Source organism: Streptomyces sp. NPDC028298 (assembly GCF_055565895.1).
The window spans coordinates 149,281-162,467 of sequence record NZ_JBVHTL010000009.1 but is presented as its reverse complement, the minus strand read 5'-3'; the positions used below and the strand labels follow the sequence as shown (position 1 = coordinate 162,467).

The following is a 13,187-nucleotide window of genomic DNA, read 5'->3' as shown; positions in this document are numbered from 1 at the left end:
CCTCCCTAGGGTCAGCCCCGTGCCCGCTGGGTCAGAGCGATGCAGACGAGGACGGCCGCCGCCGTCAGGGGTGCCGCCGGGGTGAGCCGCTCGCCCAGGAGCAGTACCGACCACACCAGTGTGAGCAGCGGCTGGGCGAGCTGCAACTGGCTGGCCTTGGGGATGCCGATCGACGCCATGCCCCGGTACCAGACGACCAGGCCGAGGAACTGCGAACCGGCCGCGACCCACAGCAGCCCGGTCACGCTGTGCGCCGTGAGGTGGACGGGTTCGTACGACAGCGCCACCAGCGCGCCCGGAACGCTGAGGGGCAGACACAGGACCAGGGCCCAGCCGATGACCTGCCAGCCCGGCATCACCCGGGCCAGCCGGCCGCCCTCGGTGTAGCCGGCCGCGCAGATCAGCAGGGCCCCGAAGAGATAGGCGTCCGCGCCGGTCAGGGCGCCGCCGCTCTGCTGCACGGTGAACGCGATCACGGCCGCCGCGCCCGCGCACGCGGCCAGCCAGAACGTCCGTGACGGCCGCGCGCCGGTGCGCAGCGCCGAGAACAGCGCCGTCGTGAGCGGGAGCAGCCCGACGACGACGGCCGCGTGGGCGGTGGTCGACGTCCGCAGCGCGAGCGTGGTCAGGAGCGGGAAGCCGAGGACGACCCCGGCGGCGACGACGGCGAGGCCCGCCAGATGCCGCCGGTCCGGCCGGGGGACCCGCAGCGCGAGCAGACAGCCGCCCGCGAGGACCGCCGCCAGGACGCAGCGCACGGTCACCAGCGACCAGGGGCCGAAGCCCTCCAGGCCCCAGGCCGTCGCGGGGAAGGTGAGGGAGAAGGCGGTGACACCCAGCGCCGCCTGGACGGTGCCCGAACGGCGGTCCGCCGGAGCGGGGCTCCGGGGCGGGGCGGTGGCCGGAGGGGAGGTCGCGGTCCCGGCGTCGGTGCCGACCGCTATCCCGGTCCGGTCGATAGCGCTACTCTGTGCTCTCATGCAAGAGCGTAGCAGTGTGGGCGATTTGGCGGAACGGCTGCGACAGGAGCTGGACCGCTACTCTCCCGGTGGAAAGCTGCCCTCCAGCCGGGCACTCGTCGAGCGGTTCCGCGTGAGCCCGGTGACCGTGTCACGGGCGCTGGCGCAGCTCGCCGCCGAGGGACTCGTGGTCACCCGGCCCGGCGCGGGTGCCTTCAAGGCCCGCCCCCGGCCCTCCCTCGCCTCCACCGGGGACACCTCCTGGCAGGAGATCGCGCTCAGCGCCGACACCTCGGCCGAGGCCGTCCCCCGCACCGTGGACGCCTCCGGCGTCCTCGTCTCGCTCGCCGCGCCGGCACCCGGCGTCGTCGAGTTCAACGGCGGCTATCTGCACCCCTCGCTCCAGCCGGAGCGGGCCATGGGCGCCGCCCTGTCCCGGGCCGGGCGCCGCCCCGGAGCCTGGTCCCGGCCGCCCATGGAAGGGCTGCCCGAACTGCGCGAGTGGTTCGCGCGCGGCATCGGCGGGGCGATCGGCGCGGCCGAGGTGCTGGTCGCGGCCGGCGGCCAGACCGCCCTGACGACCGCCCTGCGCGCGCTCGCGCCGCCCGGCGCCCCGGTCCTGGTCGAGTCGCCCACGTATCCGGGCATGCTGGCCATCGCCCGCGCCGCCGGTCTTCGCCCCGTGCCGGTCCCGGTGGACCCCGACGGGGTGAAACCCGAGCTCCTGGCCGACGCCTTCAGGGCCACCGGCGCCCGCGTCTTCGTCTGTCAGCCGCTGTTCCAGAACCCGACCGGCGCCGTGCTCGCGCCCGAGCGGCGCGGCGAGGTGCTGCGCATCGCGCGGGAGGCCGGGGCCTTCGTGGTCGAGGACGACTTCGTGCGCCGCCTGGTCCACGAGGACGCGGGCCCGCTGCCGCGTCCGCTGGCAGCCGAGGACCCGGACGGCGTCGTGGTGCACGTCGGCTCCCTCACCAAGGCCACCTCGCCCAGCTTCCGGGTCAGTGCCCTGGCGGCCCGCGGTCCGGTGCTGGAGCGGCTGCGGGCCATCCAGGTCGTCGACACCTTCTTCGTGCCGCGCCCGCTCCAGGAGGCCGCGCTCGAACTCGTCGGCTCACCGGCCTGGCCGCGTCATCTGCGCACAGTTTCGGCCGAGTTGAAGACCCGTCGGGACACCATGACCGCCGCGCTGCGGCTGCGTCTGCCCGAACTCGCCCTGCCGCACGTCCCGTTCGGCGGCTACCACCTGTGGGCGCGGCTGCCCGACGGCACCGACGAGTCCGCGCTCGTCGCCGCCGCCCTGCGCGCGGGGGTGGCCGTGACCCCCGGCCGCCCCTACTACAGCGCCGAACCCCCGGCCGCCCAGATCCGGTTGAGTTTCGCGGCGGTGGCGGGCACGGAGGAGATCACGGAGGGCGTACGACGGCTGGCGGCGGCGTACGACGAGGTACGGACCTGAGCGGATCCGGCCGGACTCCGCACCCCGCGGGACCGCGGGGCCCCGACGACGGGCGAACCGGATTCGAAGGGCCCGCACAGCGGGCGCACAGACCACTGGCCGATGTTCTGTGCATATTCGACTACTCCGAGTGACACCCTTGACCTGCGGAGGCAGGCGCTCCACGATCTGCCCATGCATCTTCGGGTCACGTTCGTCGCGGCGGCGCGAAGCTCCGCGCTGCTGGCGGAGCGCTTCGAGGACGACCGGCCGCTGGACCAGGCGGGGTGGGAGGAAGCCCAGCGCGCCGCCGCCGGGCTGCTGCCGCTGGCCGCGGCCGAGCTGCGCTACTGCGCTCCGACACCCCGCAGCCGGGCCACCGGCGACGTCCTCGGCTACGCCCCGCTGGTCCAGCTCGCGCTGCGTGACTGCGACATGGGCCGCTGGCGGGGCTTCACCCTGGGCGAGGCCATGGCCCGTGAGCCGGAGGCCGTGGACTCCTGGCTCTCCGATCCCCGCTCCACACCCCACGGCGGTGAGAGCCTGCTGGCGTTCATCGCCCGGGTCGGGGCCTGGCTCGACACCCGGCCGGGGGAGGACGGCGGCAGCATCGTCGCGGTCGCCGAGCCGTCGGTGGTGCGGGCCGCGCTGGTCTACGCGCTCAAGGCACCGCCCTCGACGTACTGGAACATCGACGTCCGGCCCCTGTCGGCGATCACCGTGACGGGCCGGGCGGGCCGCTGGAATCTGCGCGTCGACGGGGCGCCGGCTCAGGTCGGGCGCGTGTAGCCGGTGCTCAGCACCAGGTCCTTCGCCGGTCCCCGTACCCGCCAGACGGACCGCCAGTGGTTCTCGTCCCGCACGCTGAACTCGCCCCGGTAGAGGTCCGCCGCGCACGGATGGTCGGCGACGTACCGCCCGCCCGTCAGGTCCAGGTCGTGGAAGGGCCGGCCGTCGGAGAACCGTACGAGAGCGGTCCCGGGGGTGCGGCCCGGCAGGAACCGCAGCGTCCGCTCGGCCGGCCGCGCGACGCCCTGCCACACGAACGTGCCCGACTCCCGGTGCAGCAGCCCGCCGTCGTCGCCCAGGGGCTCGAAGACCGTCGTGCCGGTGAAGCGGCCCTCCGCGTCGCTCGCGAGGTCCCGTACGGTCCGCTCGACCCGCCAGCTTCCGGCCAGGTACGCCAGCACGTCCTCGACCGGCCAGAACTCGCCCATGTCAGGAGCTTCGGCGGGGCTTGCCGCGCTTCGCGCCGCCCTTCGGGCCGCCGTTGCCGCTGCGGGGGTTCTTGGCCGTGGCCCTGCCGCCGCCCTTGCCGCCCGTCTTGCCGGGCGCGGGCTTGCGCCGGCTGCCGCCCGCGTCCGTCTTCCGGGGGGACGCCTTCGCGGACTTCGCCGCGCCCTTCTGCTGTGCGGCGGGCGGGGTCTGGGAACGCCCTCGGGTGCTGTTGACCGTGCGTCCGCGCACGATGCCGATGAAGTCCTCGACCAGATCGGTCGTCCGCTCCTCGGGCCAGGCCAGCGCGACCCGTGACTCGGGGGCGTCGGTGACCGTCCGGTAGGTGAGGTCCTTGCGGTGGTGGAGCCGGGCCAGGGACTGCGGCACGACCACGACCCCGATGCCCGCCGCGACGAGTTCCACGGCGTCCTCGGTGCCGGCGGGCCGCTCCAGCGCCGGCTTGCCCGGCAGCCGCTCCCAGTCCAGCGGGTCGTCCTCGGGGTGGAGCACGATGTCGTCGGCGAGGTCCTCGCCGCTGACCTGCTCGACCGCCGCCACGATGTGGTCCTTGGGGACCACGACGACCGTCGTCTCGGTGTAGAGGGGAATCGCGCTGAGGTCGGTCCCGTCGACCGGCAGCCGGACGAAGCCCGCGTCGGCGTCGCCGCGCCGCAGGACGTCGTACACCTCGGCGGCGGGCACCGGGACGAGGACCAGGGGCACGTCGGGCAGGCGCTCGTTCCAGATCCGCACCCACTTCGAGGGCGTCACCCCCGGGACGTAGGCGAGCCTGAACGAGGGGGGTGTTTCGGAGCCGGTCACCCCGTCAGATTACCCGGCGTCGCCATCGGCGCCGTACCGGCGATGGTCGGCGGGGGCCCGAGCGGTCGATACCCTTGACCCATGAGTTCGCACCAGACCGCCCAGACGATGAAGCCCGCCACCGCGGCGAAGAAGCTGGGTGTGTACCTCGAGGCCACCCCCGCCGAGTTCCAGGAGGGCGTCGTCTCGCGTGCCGAGCTGAACGCGCTGCAGAACGACCCGCCCGCGTGGCTCCAGGAGCTGCGCCGTACCGGCCCGCACCCGCGTCCCGTCGTCGCCGCCAAGCTCGGTGTCTCCATCGCGGGGCTCGCCCGCGGCGGCGTCAGCGAGGCGCTCACCACCGAGCAGATCGAGGCGCTGAAGACGGAGGACCCCGAGTGGCTGCGGCGTGAGCGCGCCACGCAGGCCGAGGTCCGCAAGGAGTCGGCGCGCATCAAGCAGAAGAACGCGGAGCAGGACGACAAGCGCTCCTGACCGAAGGCTCCCCGCCCGGGGCCGCCACCGGCGGCACCCGGGCAGCCGTGGCGCCCCGCGGGGAGCTCAGCCGCCGGTTCCCGGGGTGCCGTGCCCGTCGGAGCCGGGCGTTCCGGAGCCACCCGCGCCGGGCGGGGAGTTCTGGCCGCCCGAGTTGCCGAACGCCTTGACCAGCAGGTAGATCACCGCGCCCGGCGGGATCAGGAAGATGATGACGGGGAACTGGAACGTGCCCGTCGTCTGATGGGCGACGTACCACCCGTAGCAGGCGAGGAATATCCCGCCCAGAGCGGCCCAGGCGCGGTTCTTGACCGAGTTGCCGGGTACGAAGGCCGCTCCGATCAGGATGATGCCCGACAGGACGGCGAAGATCTCGTACGCGCTCCAGTGAGCGGACGTCGACGATGACACGGGCGGTCCTCCAGTGGTTCTCGGTGCGGTTCAGGGGTGCCTGAGCGAGGTCACGCTCATGACGGTCAGGGGAGCGGGGAGCGCGCCCGAGCGGAGGGTGACGGCGAGCTGCCGGGCCGACTCCCGGGTGAAGCTTCCGGAGATCTCGGCCTTGCCGCCGTCGAGCTGCTGACTGACTGAGGGGGCGGAGATCACGGTGCCGTCCAGGACGATGGCGAACTGGTTCTGAGGCGAGGCGTTCAGGGAGAGGCGCCGGGTCACCTCGGAGAACTGCCGGGCACCGACGGAGTCGAAGTCCAGCCGCACGCGCCAGGTCCCGGTCTGGGGCTCCTTCACTGCCTTCGCCGAGGACACATGGGCCCCGTCCACCGCCGTCGGCCCCAGCGCGAACTTGGCACGCGAGCCGGACGCCGCGCCGTCGCTCCCGCAGGCGACGACCGATTCCCGCGCGGCGGCCTCCCGCTCTGTGGCGGAAGGCCGCCGCACCGAACAGTCCAGCGCCGCGAAGCGCGCCTGGAGCGCCGCCTCCTCGGCGCTCCCCTGGGCCGGAGCCGGGGCGGCACTCGCGCTCGGCGAGTCGGCGGCACGCGGGCGCCGCAGACCGTCGGTGACGGCCCGCCCCCGTGTGGGGGCGGCACTGGCCGAGGGCGTCGGCGTCGGGGTCGGTGCCGCGCCGACCACGTCCTCGGCCAGGACGGGCCGGAAGCCCAGGTGTCCGGACATGCCCAGTTCGGTCAACTGCTCCAGGTCGGCGGCACGGCCGGTGACCGTGATCTCGTTGCCCTGTGTGGCGACTCGCGCGTCCTTGAGCCCCAGCGCCTTGGCGCGCGCCCGCATGCGGTCCACCGTCCGGCGCAGGGGGTCGGCCGCGAGCGGTGACGTCCCGGCGAAGGTCACCACCGTCCGGCGGGAGTCCACCGAGGCGGAGGCCGAGGTGCCCGGCGAACGGCCGGCGGCGCCGGATCCGGATCCGGACGCGGAACAGCCCGCGAGCGCCACCGCGACCGCACAGACGAGGAGAGCCCTGTGCGGGGCCCGGGGAAGAGACATGCGGGGGATGGTTCCAACCTGCGGCCCGCCGCCGAAGGCGATGTCACCCTTTGGCCGGAATTCATGCGGAGGGCGCCCGCGGTTACTCCAGATTCGATCGTGTGATGCGCGAGTGGGGACTGCGACGGTGACGGGTATACGTCTTCAGTGCCCGTCGCCCGCGCCGGTCGCACGGAACCGGGTGTCTCCGCCCTTCACGCCGGGCGATGCTCCCGGCCGCCGCTGCGGAGGATTGCATAAACGTGCATGGAAACGTATAGTCATGCCATCCAAGAGGAGGGTTCCATGGCGATGCGTGCGGCGGTGGCGGGAGCGAGTGGATACGCGGGCGGGGAACTGCTGCGTCTGCTGCTGGCACACCCCGAGATCGAGATCGGCACCCTGACCGGCAACTCCAACGCGGGCCGGCGGCTCGGCGGGATCCAGCCCCATCTGCTCCCGCTCGCGGACCGCGTCCTCACCGAGACCACCGCCGAGGCCCTGCGCGGCCACGACGTCGTCTTCCTCGCGCTGCCCCACGGCCAGTCCGCCGAGGTCGCCGAGCAGCTCGGCGCCGACGTCCTCGTGGTCGACATGGGCGCCGACTTCCGGCTGAAGGACCCGGCCGACTGGGAGCGGTTCTACGGCTCCCCCCACGCCGGGACCTGGCCCTACGGCCTCCCCGAACTGCCGGGTGCCCGCGCCGCGCTGGAGGGGTCCAAGCGCATCGCGGTACCCGGTTGCTACCCGACGGCCGTCTCGCTCGCCCTGTTCCCCGCCTACGCGGCGGGGCTGGCGGAGACCGAGGCCGTGATCGTCGCCGCCTCCGGCACCTCGGGCGCCGGCAAGGCGCCCAAGGCGCACCTGCTCGGCAGCGAGGTCATGGGGTCCATGACCCCCTACGGCGTCGGCGGCGTCCACCGGCACACCCCGGAGATGATCCAGAACCTCTCCGCCGCCGCCGGGGAACCCGTCACCGTCTCCTTCACGCCCACCCTCGCGCCCATGCCCCGCGGCATCCTCGCCACCTGCAACACCAAGGCCAGGCCCGGCGTCACCGCCGAGTCCGTCCGGGCCGCCTACGAGAAGGCCTTCGCCGACGAACCCTTCGTCCACCTCCTTCCCGAGGGGCAGTGGCCCGCCACGGCGTCCGTCTACGGTTCCAACGCCGTTCAGGTCCAGGTCGCGTACGACGCCGCCGCACACCGCATCATCGCGATCAGCGCCATCGACAACCTGACCAAGGGCACCGCAGGCGGTGCCGTCCAGAGCATGAACCTCGCCCTCGGCCTTCCCGAGGAACTGGGGCTTTCCACGATCGGAGTCGCACCGTGAGTGTCACGGCAGCACAGGGATTCACCGCGGCCGGCGTCGCCGCAGGAATCAAGGAGAACGGCAACCCGGACCTGGCCCTCGTGGTCAACACCGGGCCCCGCCGCGCCGCCGCGGGCGTCTTCACCTCCAACCGTGTGAAGGCCGCGCCGGTCCTGTGGTCCGAGCAGGTCCTCAAGAGCGGCCGCCTGGACGCGGTGGTCCTCAACTCGGGCGGCGCCAACGCCTGTACGGGCCCCAAGGGCTTCCAGGACACCCACGCCACCGCCGAGAAGGTCGCCGAGACGCTCGGGGACATCGGCGCGGGCGGCGTCGCCGTCTGCTCGACCGGCCTCATCGGCCTCCTGCTCCCGATGGACAAGCTCCTCCCGGGCATCGACCTGGCCGTCGCCCAGCTCGGCCCGCACGGCGGCGAGAAGGCCGCCATCGCCATCAAGACCACCGACACCGTGCACAAGACGGCCGTCGTCACCCAGGACGGCTGGACCGTGGGCGGCATGGCCAAGGGCGCCGGCATGCTCGCGCCGGGTCTGGCCACCATGCTGGTCGTGCTCACCACCGACGCGGACGTGGACAGCGCGGACCTGGACCGGGCGCTGCGCGCGGCCACCCGCACCACCTTCGACCGTGTCGACTCCGACGGCTGCATGTCCACCAACGACACCGTGCTGCTGCTCGCCTCCGGAGCCAGCGAGGTCACCCCGGACCACGCGCAGTTCGCCGAGGCCGTCCGCGCGGTCTGCGACGACCTGGGCCAGCAGCTCATCCGGGACGCCGAGGGCGCCAGCAAGGACATCAAGGTCGAGGTGATCAACGCCGCGAGCGAGGACGACGCCGTCGAGGTGGGCCGCTCCATCGCCCGCAACAACCTGCTCAAGTGCGCCATCCACGGCGAGGACCCCAACTGGGGCCGTGTCCTGTCCGCGATCGGCACCACGCAGGCCGCCTTCGAACCGGACCGGCTGAACGTCGCCATCAACGGCGTGTGGGTCTGCAAGAACGGCGGCGTCGGCGAGGACCGCGACAAGGTCGACATGCGCTATCGCGAGGTCCACATCGTCGCGGACCTCGCCGCCGGCGACGCGACCGCCACGATCTGGACCAACGACCTCACCGCCGACTACGTCCACGAGAACAGCGCGTACTCCTCATGAGCAATCCGACCCGCAAGCACACCGCTCTGCCCAAGGCGCAGATCCTCATCGAGGCGCTGCCCTGGCTGACCCGGCACCGCGGCAAGACCGTCGTCGTCAAGTTCGGCGGCAACGCCATGATCGACGCCGAGCTGAAGGCCGCCTTCGCCCAGGACATCGTCTTCCTGCACCACGCCGGCCTCAAGCCGGTCGTCGTGCACGGCGGCGGCCCGCAGATCAGCTCCGCGCTCGACCGGCACGGCATCGTCAGCGAGTTCAAGGCGGGCCTGCGCGTCACCACCGAGGACGCGATGGACGTCGTCCGCATGGTGCTGGCCGGACAGGTCCAGCGCGAGCTGGTCGGACTGCTCAACGAGCACGGACCGCTCGCCGTCGGCCTCACCGGCGAGGACGCGCACACCATCACCGCCACCAAGCACCGGCCCATGATCGACGGGGAGTTGGTCGACATCGGGCGGGTGGGCGAGATCACCGCGATCGACACGGGCGCGATCGAGGCCCTGCTCGCCGACGGCCGCATCCCGGTCGTCTCCTCGATCGCCCGGAGCCAGGACGACGGACATGTCTACAACGTCAATGCTGATACGGCGGCTGCGGCACTCGCTGCCGCGCTGGATGCCGAGACCCTCATGGTCCTCACCGACGTCGAGGGTCTCTACGAGGACTGGCCCGACAGCGACGAGGTGATCAGCCGCCTCACCGCCTCCCAGCTCGAGAAGCTCCTTCCCGAGCTGGCCAGCGGCATGGTGCCGAAGATGGAGGGGTGTCTGCACGCCGTACGCAACGGCGTCACCACCGCCCGTGTCATCGACGGCCGGGTCCAGCACTCGATCCTGCTGGAGATCTTCACCGACGAAGGCATCGGCACGATGGTCGTGCCGGACGACGAGGAAGCGGGGGACGCCGAATGACCGGCAGCGCGACGAACGCGGAGCTCACCCAGCGGTGGCAGGGCGCGCTCATGGACAACTACGGCACCCCGCGACTGCCGCTCGTCCGCGGTGCCGGCACGAAGCTGTGGGACGCCGACGGCAACGAGTACCTCGACTTCGTCGGCGGTATCGCGGTCAACGCCCTCGGACACGGCCACCCCGCGATCGTCGAGGCCGTGAGCCGGCAGATCCGCTCGCTCGGCCACGTCTCCAACCTCTTCGTCGCCGAACCGCCCGTCGCCCTCGCCGAACGGCTCCTCCAGCTCTTCGGCCGCGAGGGCCGGGTGTACTTCTGCAACTCGGGCGCCGAGGCCAACGAGGGCGCGTTCAAGATCGGCCGGCTGACCGGCCGGACCCACATGGTCGCCACCACCGGCGGCTTCCACGGCCGGACCATGGGCGCCCTCGCGCTCACCGGCCAGGCCGCGAAGCAGAAGCCCTTCCTGCCGCTGCCCGGCGACGTCACCCACGTCCCGTACGGCGACCCGCAGGCCCTCGCCGAGGCGGTCACCGAGGACACCGCACTGGTGATCATCGAGCCGATCCAGGGCGAGAACGGCGTGGTCGTACCGCCCCCCGGCTACCTGAAGGCGGCCCGCGCCATCACCGCCGCCCATGGCGCGCTGCTCGTCCTGGACGAGGTGCAGACCGGTATCGGCCGCACGGGCCACTGGTTCGAGTACCAGGCGCACGAAGGCGTCCTGCCCGACATCGTCACGCTCGCCAAGGGCCTCGGCGGCGGACTGCCGCTCGGCGCCACCGTCGCCTTCGGCCGGGCGGCCGGGCTGCTCGAGCCGGGCCACCACGGCACGACGTTCGGCGGCAACCCCGTCGTCTGCGCCGCCGGGCTCGCCGTGCTCGACACCATCGAGTCCGAGGGGCTCCTGGAGAACGTGAAGCGCGCCGGCGAGAAACTGCGGAACGGGATCGAGGGGCTCGGCGACGGTTCCGGCCATCCGTTGATCGACCATGTCCGGGGTGCGGGCCTGCTCCTGGGTATCGTGCTCACCGAGCCGCTCGCGCCCCAGGTGCAGCAGGCGGCTCAGGACGCCGGTCTCCTGGTGAACGCGCCCGCCCCCGATGTCGTACGGCTGATGCCGCCGCTGAACCTCGGCGACGACGAGGTGGACGCGTTCCTCCGGGCCCTCCCCGGCATCCTCGACGCAGCCAACGGGGACGGGTGAACCGGGAAATGGGACGACGATGAGTCAGGCGCAGGACCACGAGCACGCAGGGCCTGCCGTGCCGCAGACCCGCACCGCACGCCACCGCCGGATCGTGGACATCCTCAACCGGCAACCGGTGCGCTCGCAGAGCCAGTTGGCGAAGCTTCTCGCCGACGACGGGCTGAACGTCACCCAGGCGACGCTCTCCCGGGACCTCGACGAGCTGAACGCGGTGAAGATCCGCAACAACGACGGCGACCTCATCTACGCGGTGCCGAGCGAGGGCGGTTTCCGCACCCCGCGCGCGCCGCTGGGGGAGTCGGCGAAGGAGGAGCGGATGCGCCGGCTCTCCTCGGAGCTGCTGATCTCCGCGGAGGCCTCGGCGAACCTCGTGGTCCTGCGCACCCCGCCGGGGGCCGCGCAGTTCCTCGCCTCGGCGATCGACCAGGCGGAACTGCACGACGTCCTCGGCACGATCGCCGGGGACGACACCCTGATGCTGATCAGCCGCGATCCGACGGGCGGGCAGGCGCTGGCCGATCATCTGCTGCGGCTGGCCCAGAACGATCACTGACACGTACGACGGTGGAGACGCACCCCGCTGCCGGGTGCGTCTCCACCGTCGTACGCCCGCCTGACGTGGGGGCCGCCCCGCTCAGCCCAGGCGCTGGGCGAGGCCTCCCGTGCATCTGACCTCGTTGCCCGCCGTGATGAGCAGCGCCTCGACGTCCGGGAGCGACTCCAGCCAGTCGAGGCCCGCCCGCGAGCCCATCGCGAAGGCCGCGGTCGCCCAGGCGTCCGCCCAGGTCAGACGGGGGGCCACCACCGTCACGGCCACCAGGTCGGTGACCGCCGACTTCCCGGTGCGCGGATCGACGATGTGGGCGCCGCGTTCGGCGGTGCCGGAGGTCGCGACGGCCAGCTCGTCGACGCCGGCCGCGGAGACCACCGCGGCGAGCGCGCCCGGTCGGAGCGGGTCGGACACACCCACCCGCCAGGGGCGGTGCGGCCCGGGGACGCCGCGGAGCTGGACGTCGCCGCCGCCGTTGACGCTCACTCCGCTCGCCCCCGCCGCGGTGAGACGCCGGGCCGCGCGCTCGACGGCCCAGCCCTTGACGATTCCGGTGGGGTCGAGCCGCCCCTCGTACCGTGTGCTGAACCAGCCCTCGCTGACCCGTTCCGCCTCGGCGCTCAGCTCCAGCACCTCGGCGACCTGCGGGTCGCACTCCTCGACCGTGATCTCCCCGCGGGCCAGCCGCGAGATCTGGCTGTCCTCGCGGTAGGTGCTGAACACCTCGTCCACGCGGTGCAGTTGGGCGACCGCCTCCTCCAACGCCGTCCGCACGGCATCGGGTTCGCCGCCGCGCACGTCGAAGGAGAAGACCGTGCCCATCACCTCCTCGGCGTGGCGCAGCTCCTGGGGCGCGTCCTGCGCGGGCTCAGACACCGGCCTTGTCCAGGGCCGACTGGAGGGACTTCTTGTAGCCCTCGCTGGTGTAGGTCGCGCCGGAGACGGTGTCGATCTGGGCGCTGCCCGCGGCGACGGCCTCCTGGTTGAGCTTGGGCACGGCGAGTTCGGTCTTCTGGGAGCTGGTCCCGCCCGAGGGTGCCTGGACCGCCTCGGCCTTGGTGATCTTCTTGCCGGAGAGGGTGACCCGGACCTGGACCGGTCCGTACTGGGTGTTCGTCGCGGCGCCGGTGACGACCCGGGCCTGCGCGGCCGGTGCCGCGGGCGACGCCCCCGCCGAGCCCGAGGACCCGGAGGATCCCGAGGTGCCGGCGGCGGCCTTCGCCTTGTCCAGGGCCGACTGGAGGGACTTCTTGTAGCCCTCGCTGGTGTAGGTCGCGCCGGAGACGGTGTCGATCTGGGCGCTGCCCGCGGCGACGGCCTCCTGGTTGAGCTTGGGCACGGCGAGTTCGGTCTTCTGGGAGCTGGTCCCGCCCGAGGGCGCCTGGACCGCGTCCGCCTTGGTGATCTTGCCGCCGCTCATGCTGAGCCGTACCTGGACCGGACCGTACTCGGTCCGCACCACGTCACCGAGGACGGTGCCGGCACCCGCCTGCTCGGCGGCGCCGCCCTGCGCCCCCTGGGCGGCCGCCGTCTGCTGGGGCACGGCGCCGGCCTGGGCCGACGCCGCGGCCGGGTCGGACGCCGGCTTGAGCGCCAGCAGCAGCACGATCCCGGACACGGTGGCGGCGCTGGCCAGCACGAACCGGCGTATGGGGTGATTCTTCTTCATCGTTCCTGACTCCCG

At 73.0% G+C, this 13,187-nt stretch carries 15 protein-coding genes; 8 read left to right on the top strand and 7 right to left on the bottom strand.

Annotation, left to right across the window (positions count from 1 at the left end):
- Positions 1-11 precede the first annotated feature (11 nt).
- A complete protein-coding gene (locus tag ACZ4TO_RS33560; RefSeq protein WP_468026196.1) occupies positions 12-980 on the bottom strand; it encodes a DMT family transporter in 969 nt (322 codons plus the stop codon).
- On the opposite strand from ACZ4TO_RS33560, the gene ACZ4TO_RS33555 reads away from it, so the two are divergent.
- Both ACZ4TO_RS33555 and ACZ4TO_RS33550 read left to right on the top strand, forming a co-directional pair.
- A complete protein-coding gene (locus ACZ4TO_RS33555) occupies positions 979-2,415 on the top strand; it encodes an aminotransferase-like domain-containing protein (protein ID WP_468026195.1) in 1,437 nt (478 codons plus the stop codon). The two genes, ACZ4TO_RS33560 and ACZ4TO_RS33555, sit on opposite strands and share 2 nt — an antisense overlap.
- Positions 2,416-2,589: 174 nt before the next feature.
- On the top strand, positions 2,590-3,183 hold the full coding sequence (locus ACZ4TO_RS33550) for a histidine phosphatase family protein (protein WP_037628345.1): 594 nt from the start codon (positions 2,590-2,592) through the stop codon (positions 3,181-3,183).
- Here the strand turns inward: ACZ4TO_RS33550 and ACZ4TO_RS33545 are convergent.
- Together ACZ4TO_RS33545 and ACZ4TO_RS33540 are read right to left on the bottom strand one after the other, a co-directional pair.
- Complete coding sequence (locus ACZ4TO_RS33545; protein ID WP_382789034.1) at positions 3,165-3,611, bottom strand: DUF6314 family protein; 447 nt, start codon at positions 3,609-3,611, stop codon at positions 3,165-3,167. The two genes, ACZ4TO_RS33550 and ACZ4TO_RS33545, sit on opposite strands and share 19 nt — an antisense overlap.
- A 1-nt stretch (position 3,612) precedes the next feature.
- Positions 3,613-4,434, bottom strand: a complete 822-nt coding sequence (locus ACZ4TO_RS33540; RefSeq protein WP_468026194.1) for a LysR substrate-binding domain-containing protein — start codon at positions 4,432-4,434, stop codon at positions 3,613-3,615.
- Positions 4,435-4,515: 81 nt separating this feature from the next.
- Here ACZ4TO_RS33540 and ACZ4TO_RS33535 point away from each other — a divergent pair, with 81 nt between their 5' ends.
- Positions 4,516-4,908 carry a DUF5997 family protein gene (locus ACZ4TO_RS33535; protein ID WP_382789029.1) on the top strand — a complete coding sequence of 131 codons (393 nt, stop codon included), beginning with the start codon at positions 4,516-4,518 and terminating at the stop codon, positions 4,906-4,908.
- A gap of 66 nt (positions 4,909-4,974) precedes the next feature.
- Here ACZ4TO_RS33535 and ACZ4TO_RS33530 read toward each other — a convergent pair whose 3' ends face one another.
- Together ACZ4TO_RS33530 and ACZ4TO_RS33525 are read right to left on the bottom strand one after the other, a co-directional pair.
- Positions 4,975-5,319 (bottom strand): hypothetical protein, encoded by a 345-nt coding sequence (locus ACZ4TO_RS33530; RefSeq protein ID WP_382789027.1) that lies wholly within the window; start codon positions 5,317-5,319, stop codon positions 4,975-4,977.
- Positions 5,320-5,349: 30 nt separating this feature from the next.
- Positions 5,350-6,369 (bottom strand): SecDF P1 head subdomain-containing protein, encoded by a 1,020-nt coding sequence (locus ACZ4TO_RS33525; RefSeq protein WP_468026193.1) that lies wholly within the window; start codon positions 6,367-6,369, stop codon positions 5,350-5,352.
- 285 nt (positions 6,370-6,654) lie between these two features.
- On the opposite strand from ACZ4TO_RS33525, the gene argC reads away from it, so the two are divergent.
- The 5 genes from argC to ACZ4TO_RS33500 are packed head-to-tail and all read left to right on the top strand — an operon-like array spanning position 6,655 to position 11,506.
- On the top strand, positions 6,655-7,683 hold the full coding sequence (argC, locus tag ACZ4TO_RS33520) for an N-acetyl-gamma-glutamyl-phosphate reductase (protein ID WP_382789021.1): 1,029 nt from the start codon (positions 6,655-6,657) through the stop codon (positions 7,681-7,683).
- Positions 7,680-8,834, top strand: coding sequence for a bifunctional glutamate N-acetyltransferase/amino-acid acetyltransferase ArgJ (argJ, locus tag ACZ4TO_RS33515; RefSeq protein WP_468026192.1), 1,155 nt, complete (start codon positions 7,680-7,682; stop codon positions 8,832-8,834). Before argC ends, argJ begins: the two co-directional genes overlap by 4 nt.
- Positions 8,831-9,745 carry an acetylglutamate kinase gene (gene argB, locus ACZ4TO_RS33510; protein WP_382789015.1) on the top strand — a complete coding sequence of 305 codons (915 nt, stop codon included), beginning with the start codon at positions 8,831-8,833 and terminating at the stop codon, positions 9,743-9,745. Before argJ ends, argB begins: the two co-directional genes overlap by 4 nt.
- The gene (locus ACZ4TO_RS33505; protein WP_382789012.1) at positions 9,742-10,950 is read left to right on the top strand and encodes an acetylornithine transaminase; all 1,209 of its coding nucleotides are present in this window, start codon (positions 9,742-9,744) and stop codon (positions 10,948-10,950) included. The genes argB and ACZ4TO_RS33505 overlap by 4 nt, the downstream gene beginning before the upstream one ends.
- A 19-nt stretch (positions 10,951-10,969) precedes the next feature.
- Complete coding sequence (locus ACZ4TO_RS33500; RefSeq protein WP_328454389.1) at positions 10,970-11,506, top strand: arginine repressor; 537 nt, start codon at positions 10,970-10,972, stop codon at positions 11,504-11,506.
- Between the two features lie 81 nt (positions 11,507-11,587).
- Here the strand turns inward: ACZ4TO_RS33500 and ACZ4TO_RS33495 are convergent, their stop codons facing one another.
- Positions 11,588-12,379 carry an FAD:protein FMN transferase gene (locus ACZ4TO_RS33495; protein ID WP_468026191.1) on the bottom strand — a complete coding sequence of 264 codons (792 nt, stop codon included), beginning with the start codon at positions 12,377-12,379 and terminating at the stop codon, positions 11,588-11,590.
- Positions 12,372-13,172, bottom strand: a complete 801-nt coding sequence (locus tag ACZ4TO_RS33490) for an FMN-binding protein (RefSeq protein ID WP_468026190.1) — start codon at positions 13,170-13,172, stop codon at positions 12,372-12,374. Before ACZ4TO_RS33490 ends, ACZ4TO_RS33495 begins: the two co-directional genes overlap by 8 nt.
- Between the last annotated feature and the right edge of the window lie 15 nt (positions 13,173-13,187).

What these genes read in the sequence shown, in the direction of transcription:
- ACZ4TO_RS33555 (WP_468026195.1), top strand. Translation starts at nt 979, where the DNA reads ATGCAAGAGCGTAGCAGTGTGGGCGATTTGGCGGAACGGCTGCGACAG.
- ACZ4TO_RS33560 (WP_468026196.1), bottom strand. Translation starts at nt 980, where the DNA reads ATGAGAGCACAGAGTAGCGCTATCGACCGGACCGGGATAGCGGTCGGC.
- ACZ4TO_RS33550 (WP_037628345.1), top strand. Translation starts at nt 2,590, where the DNA reads ATGCATCTTCGGGTCACGTTCGTCGCGGCGGCGCGAAGCTCCGCGCTG.
- ACZ4TO_RS33545 (WP_382789034.1), bottom strand. Translation starts at nt 3,611, where the DNA reads ATGGGCGAGTTCTGGCCGGTCGAGGACGTGCTGGCGTACCTGGCCGGA.
- ACZ4TO_RS33535 (WP_382789029.1), top strand. Translation starts at nt 4,516, where the DNA reads ATGAGTTCGCACCAGACCGCCCAGACGATGAAGCCCGCCACCGCGGCG.
- ACZ4TO_RS33525 (WP_468026193.1), bottom strand. Translation starts at nt 6,369, where the DNA reads ATGTCTCTTCCCCGGGCCCCGCACAGGGCTCTCCTCGTCTGTGCGGTC.
- argC (WP_382789021.1), top strand. Translation starts at nt 6,655, where the DNA reads ATGGCGATGCGTGCGGCGGTGGCGGGAGCGAGTGGATACGCGGGCGGG.
- argB (WP_382789015.1), top strand. Translation starts at nt 8,831, where the DNA reads ATGAGCAATCCGACCCGCAAGCACACCGCTCTGCCCAAGGCGCAGATC.
- ACZ4TO_RS33505 (WP_382789012.1), top strand. Translation starts at nt 9,742, where the DNA reads ATGACCGGCAGCGCGACGAACGCGGAGCTCACCCAGCGGTGGCAGGGC.
- ACZ4TO_RS33500 (WP_328454389.1), top strand. Translation starts at nt 10,970, where the DNA reads ATGAGTCAGGCGCAGGACCACGAGCACGCAGGGCCTGCCGTGCCGCAG.
- ACZ4TO_RS33490 (WP_468026190.1), bottom strand. Translation starts at nt 13,172, where the DNA reads ATGAAGAAGAATCACCCCATACGCCGGTTCGTGCTGGCCAGCGCCGCC.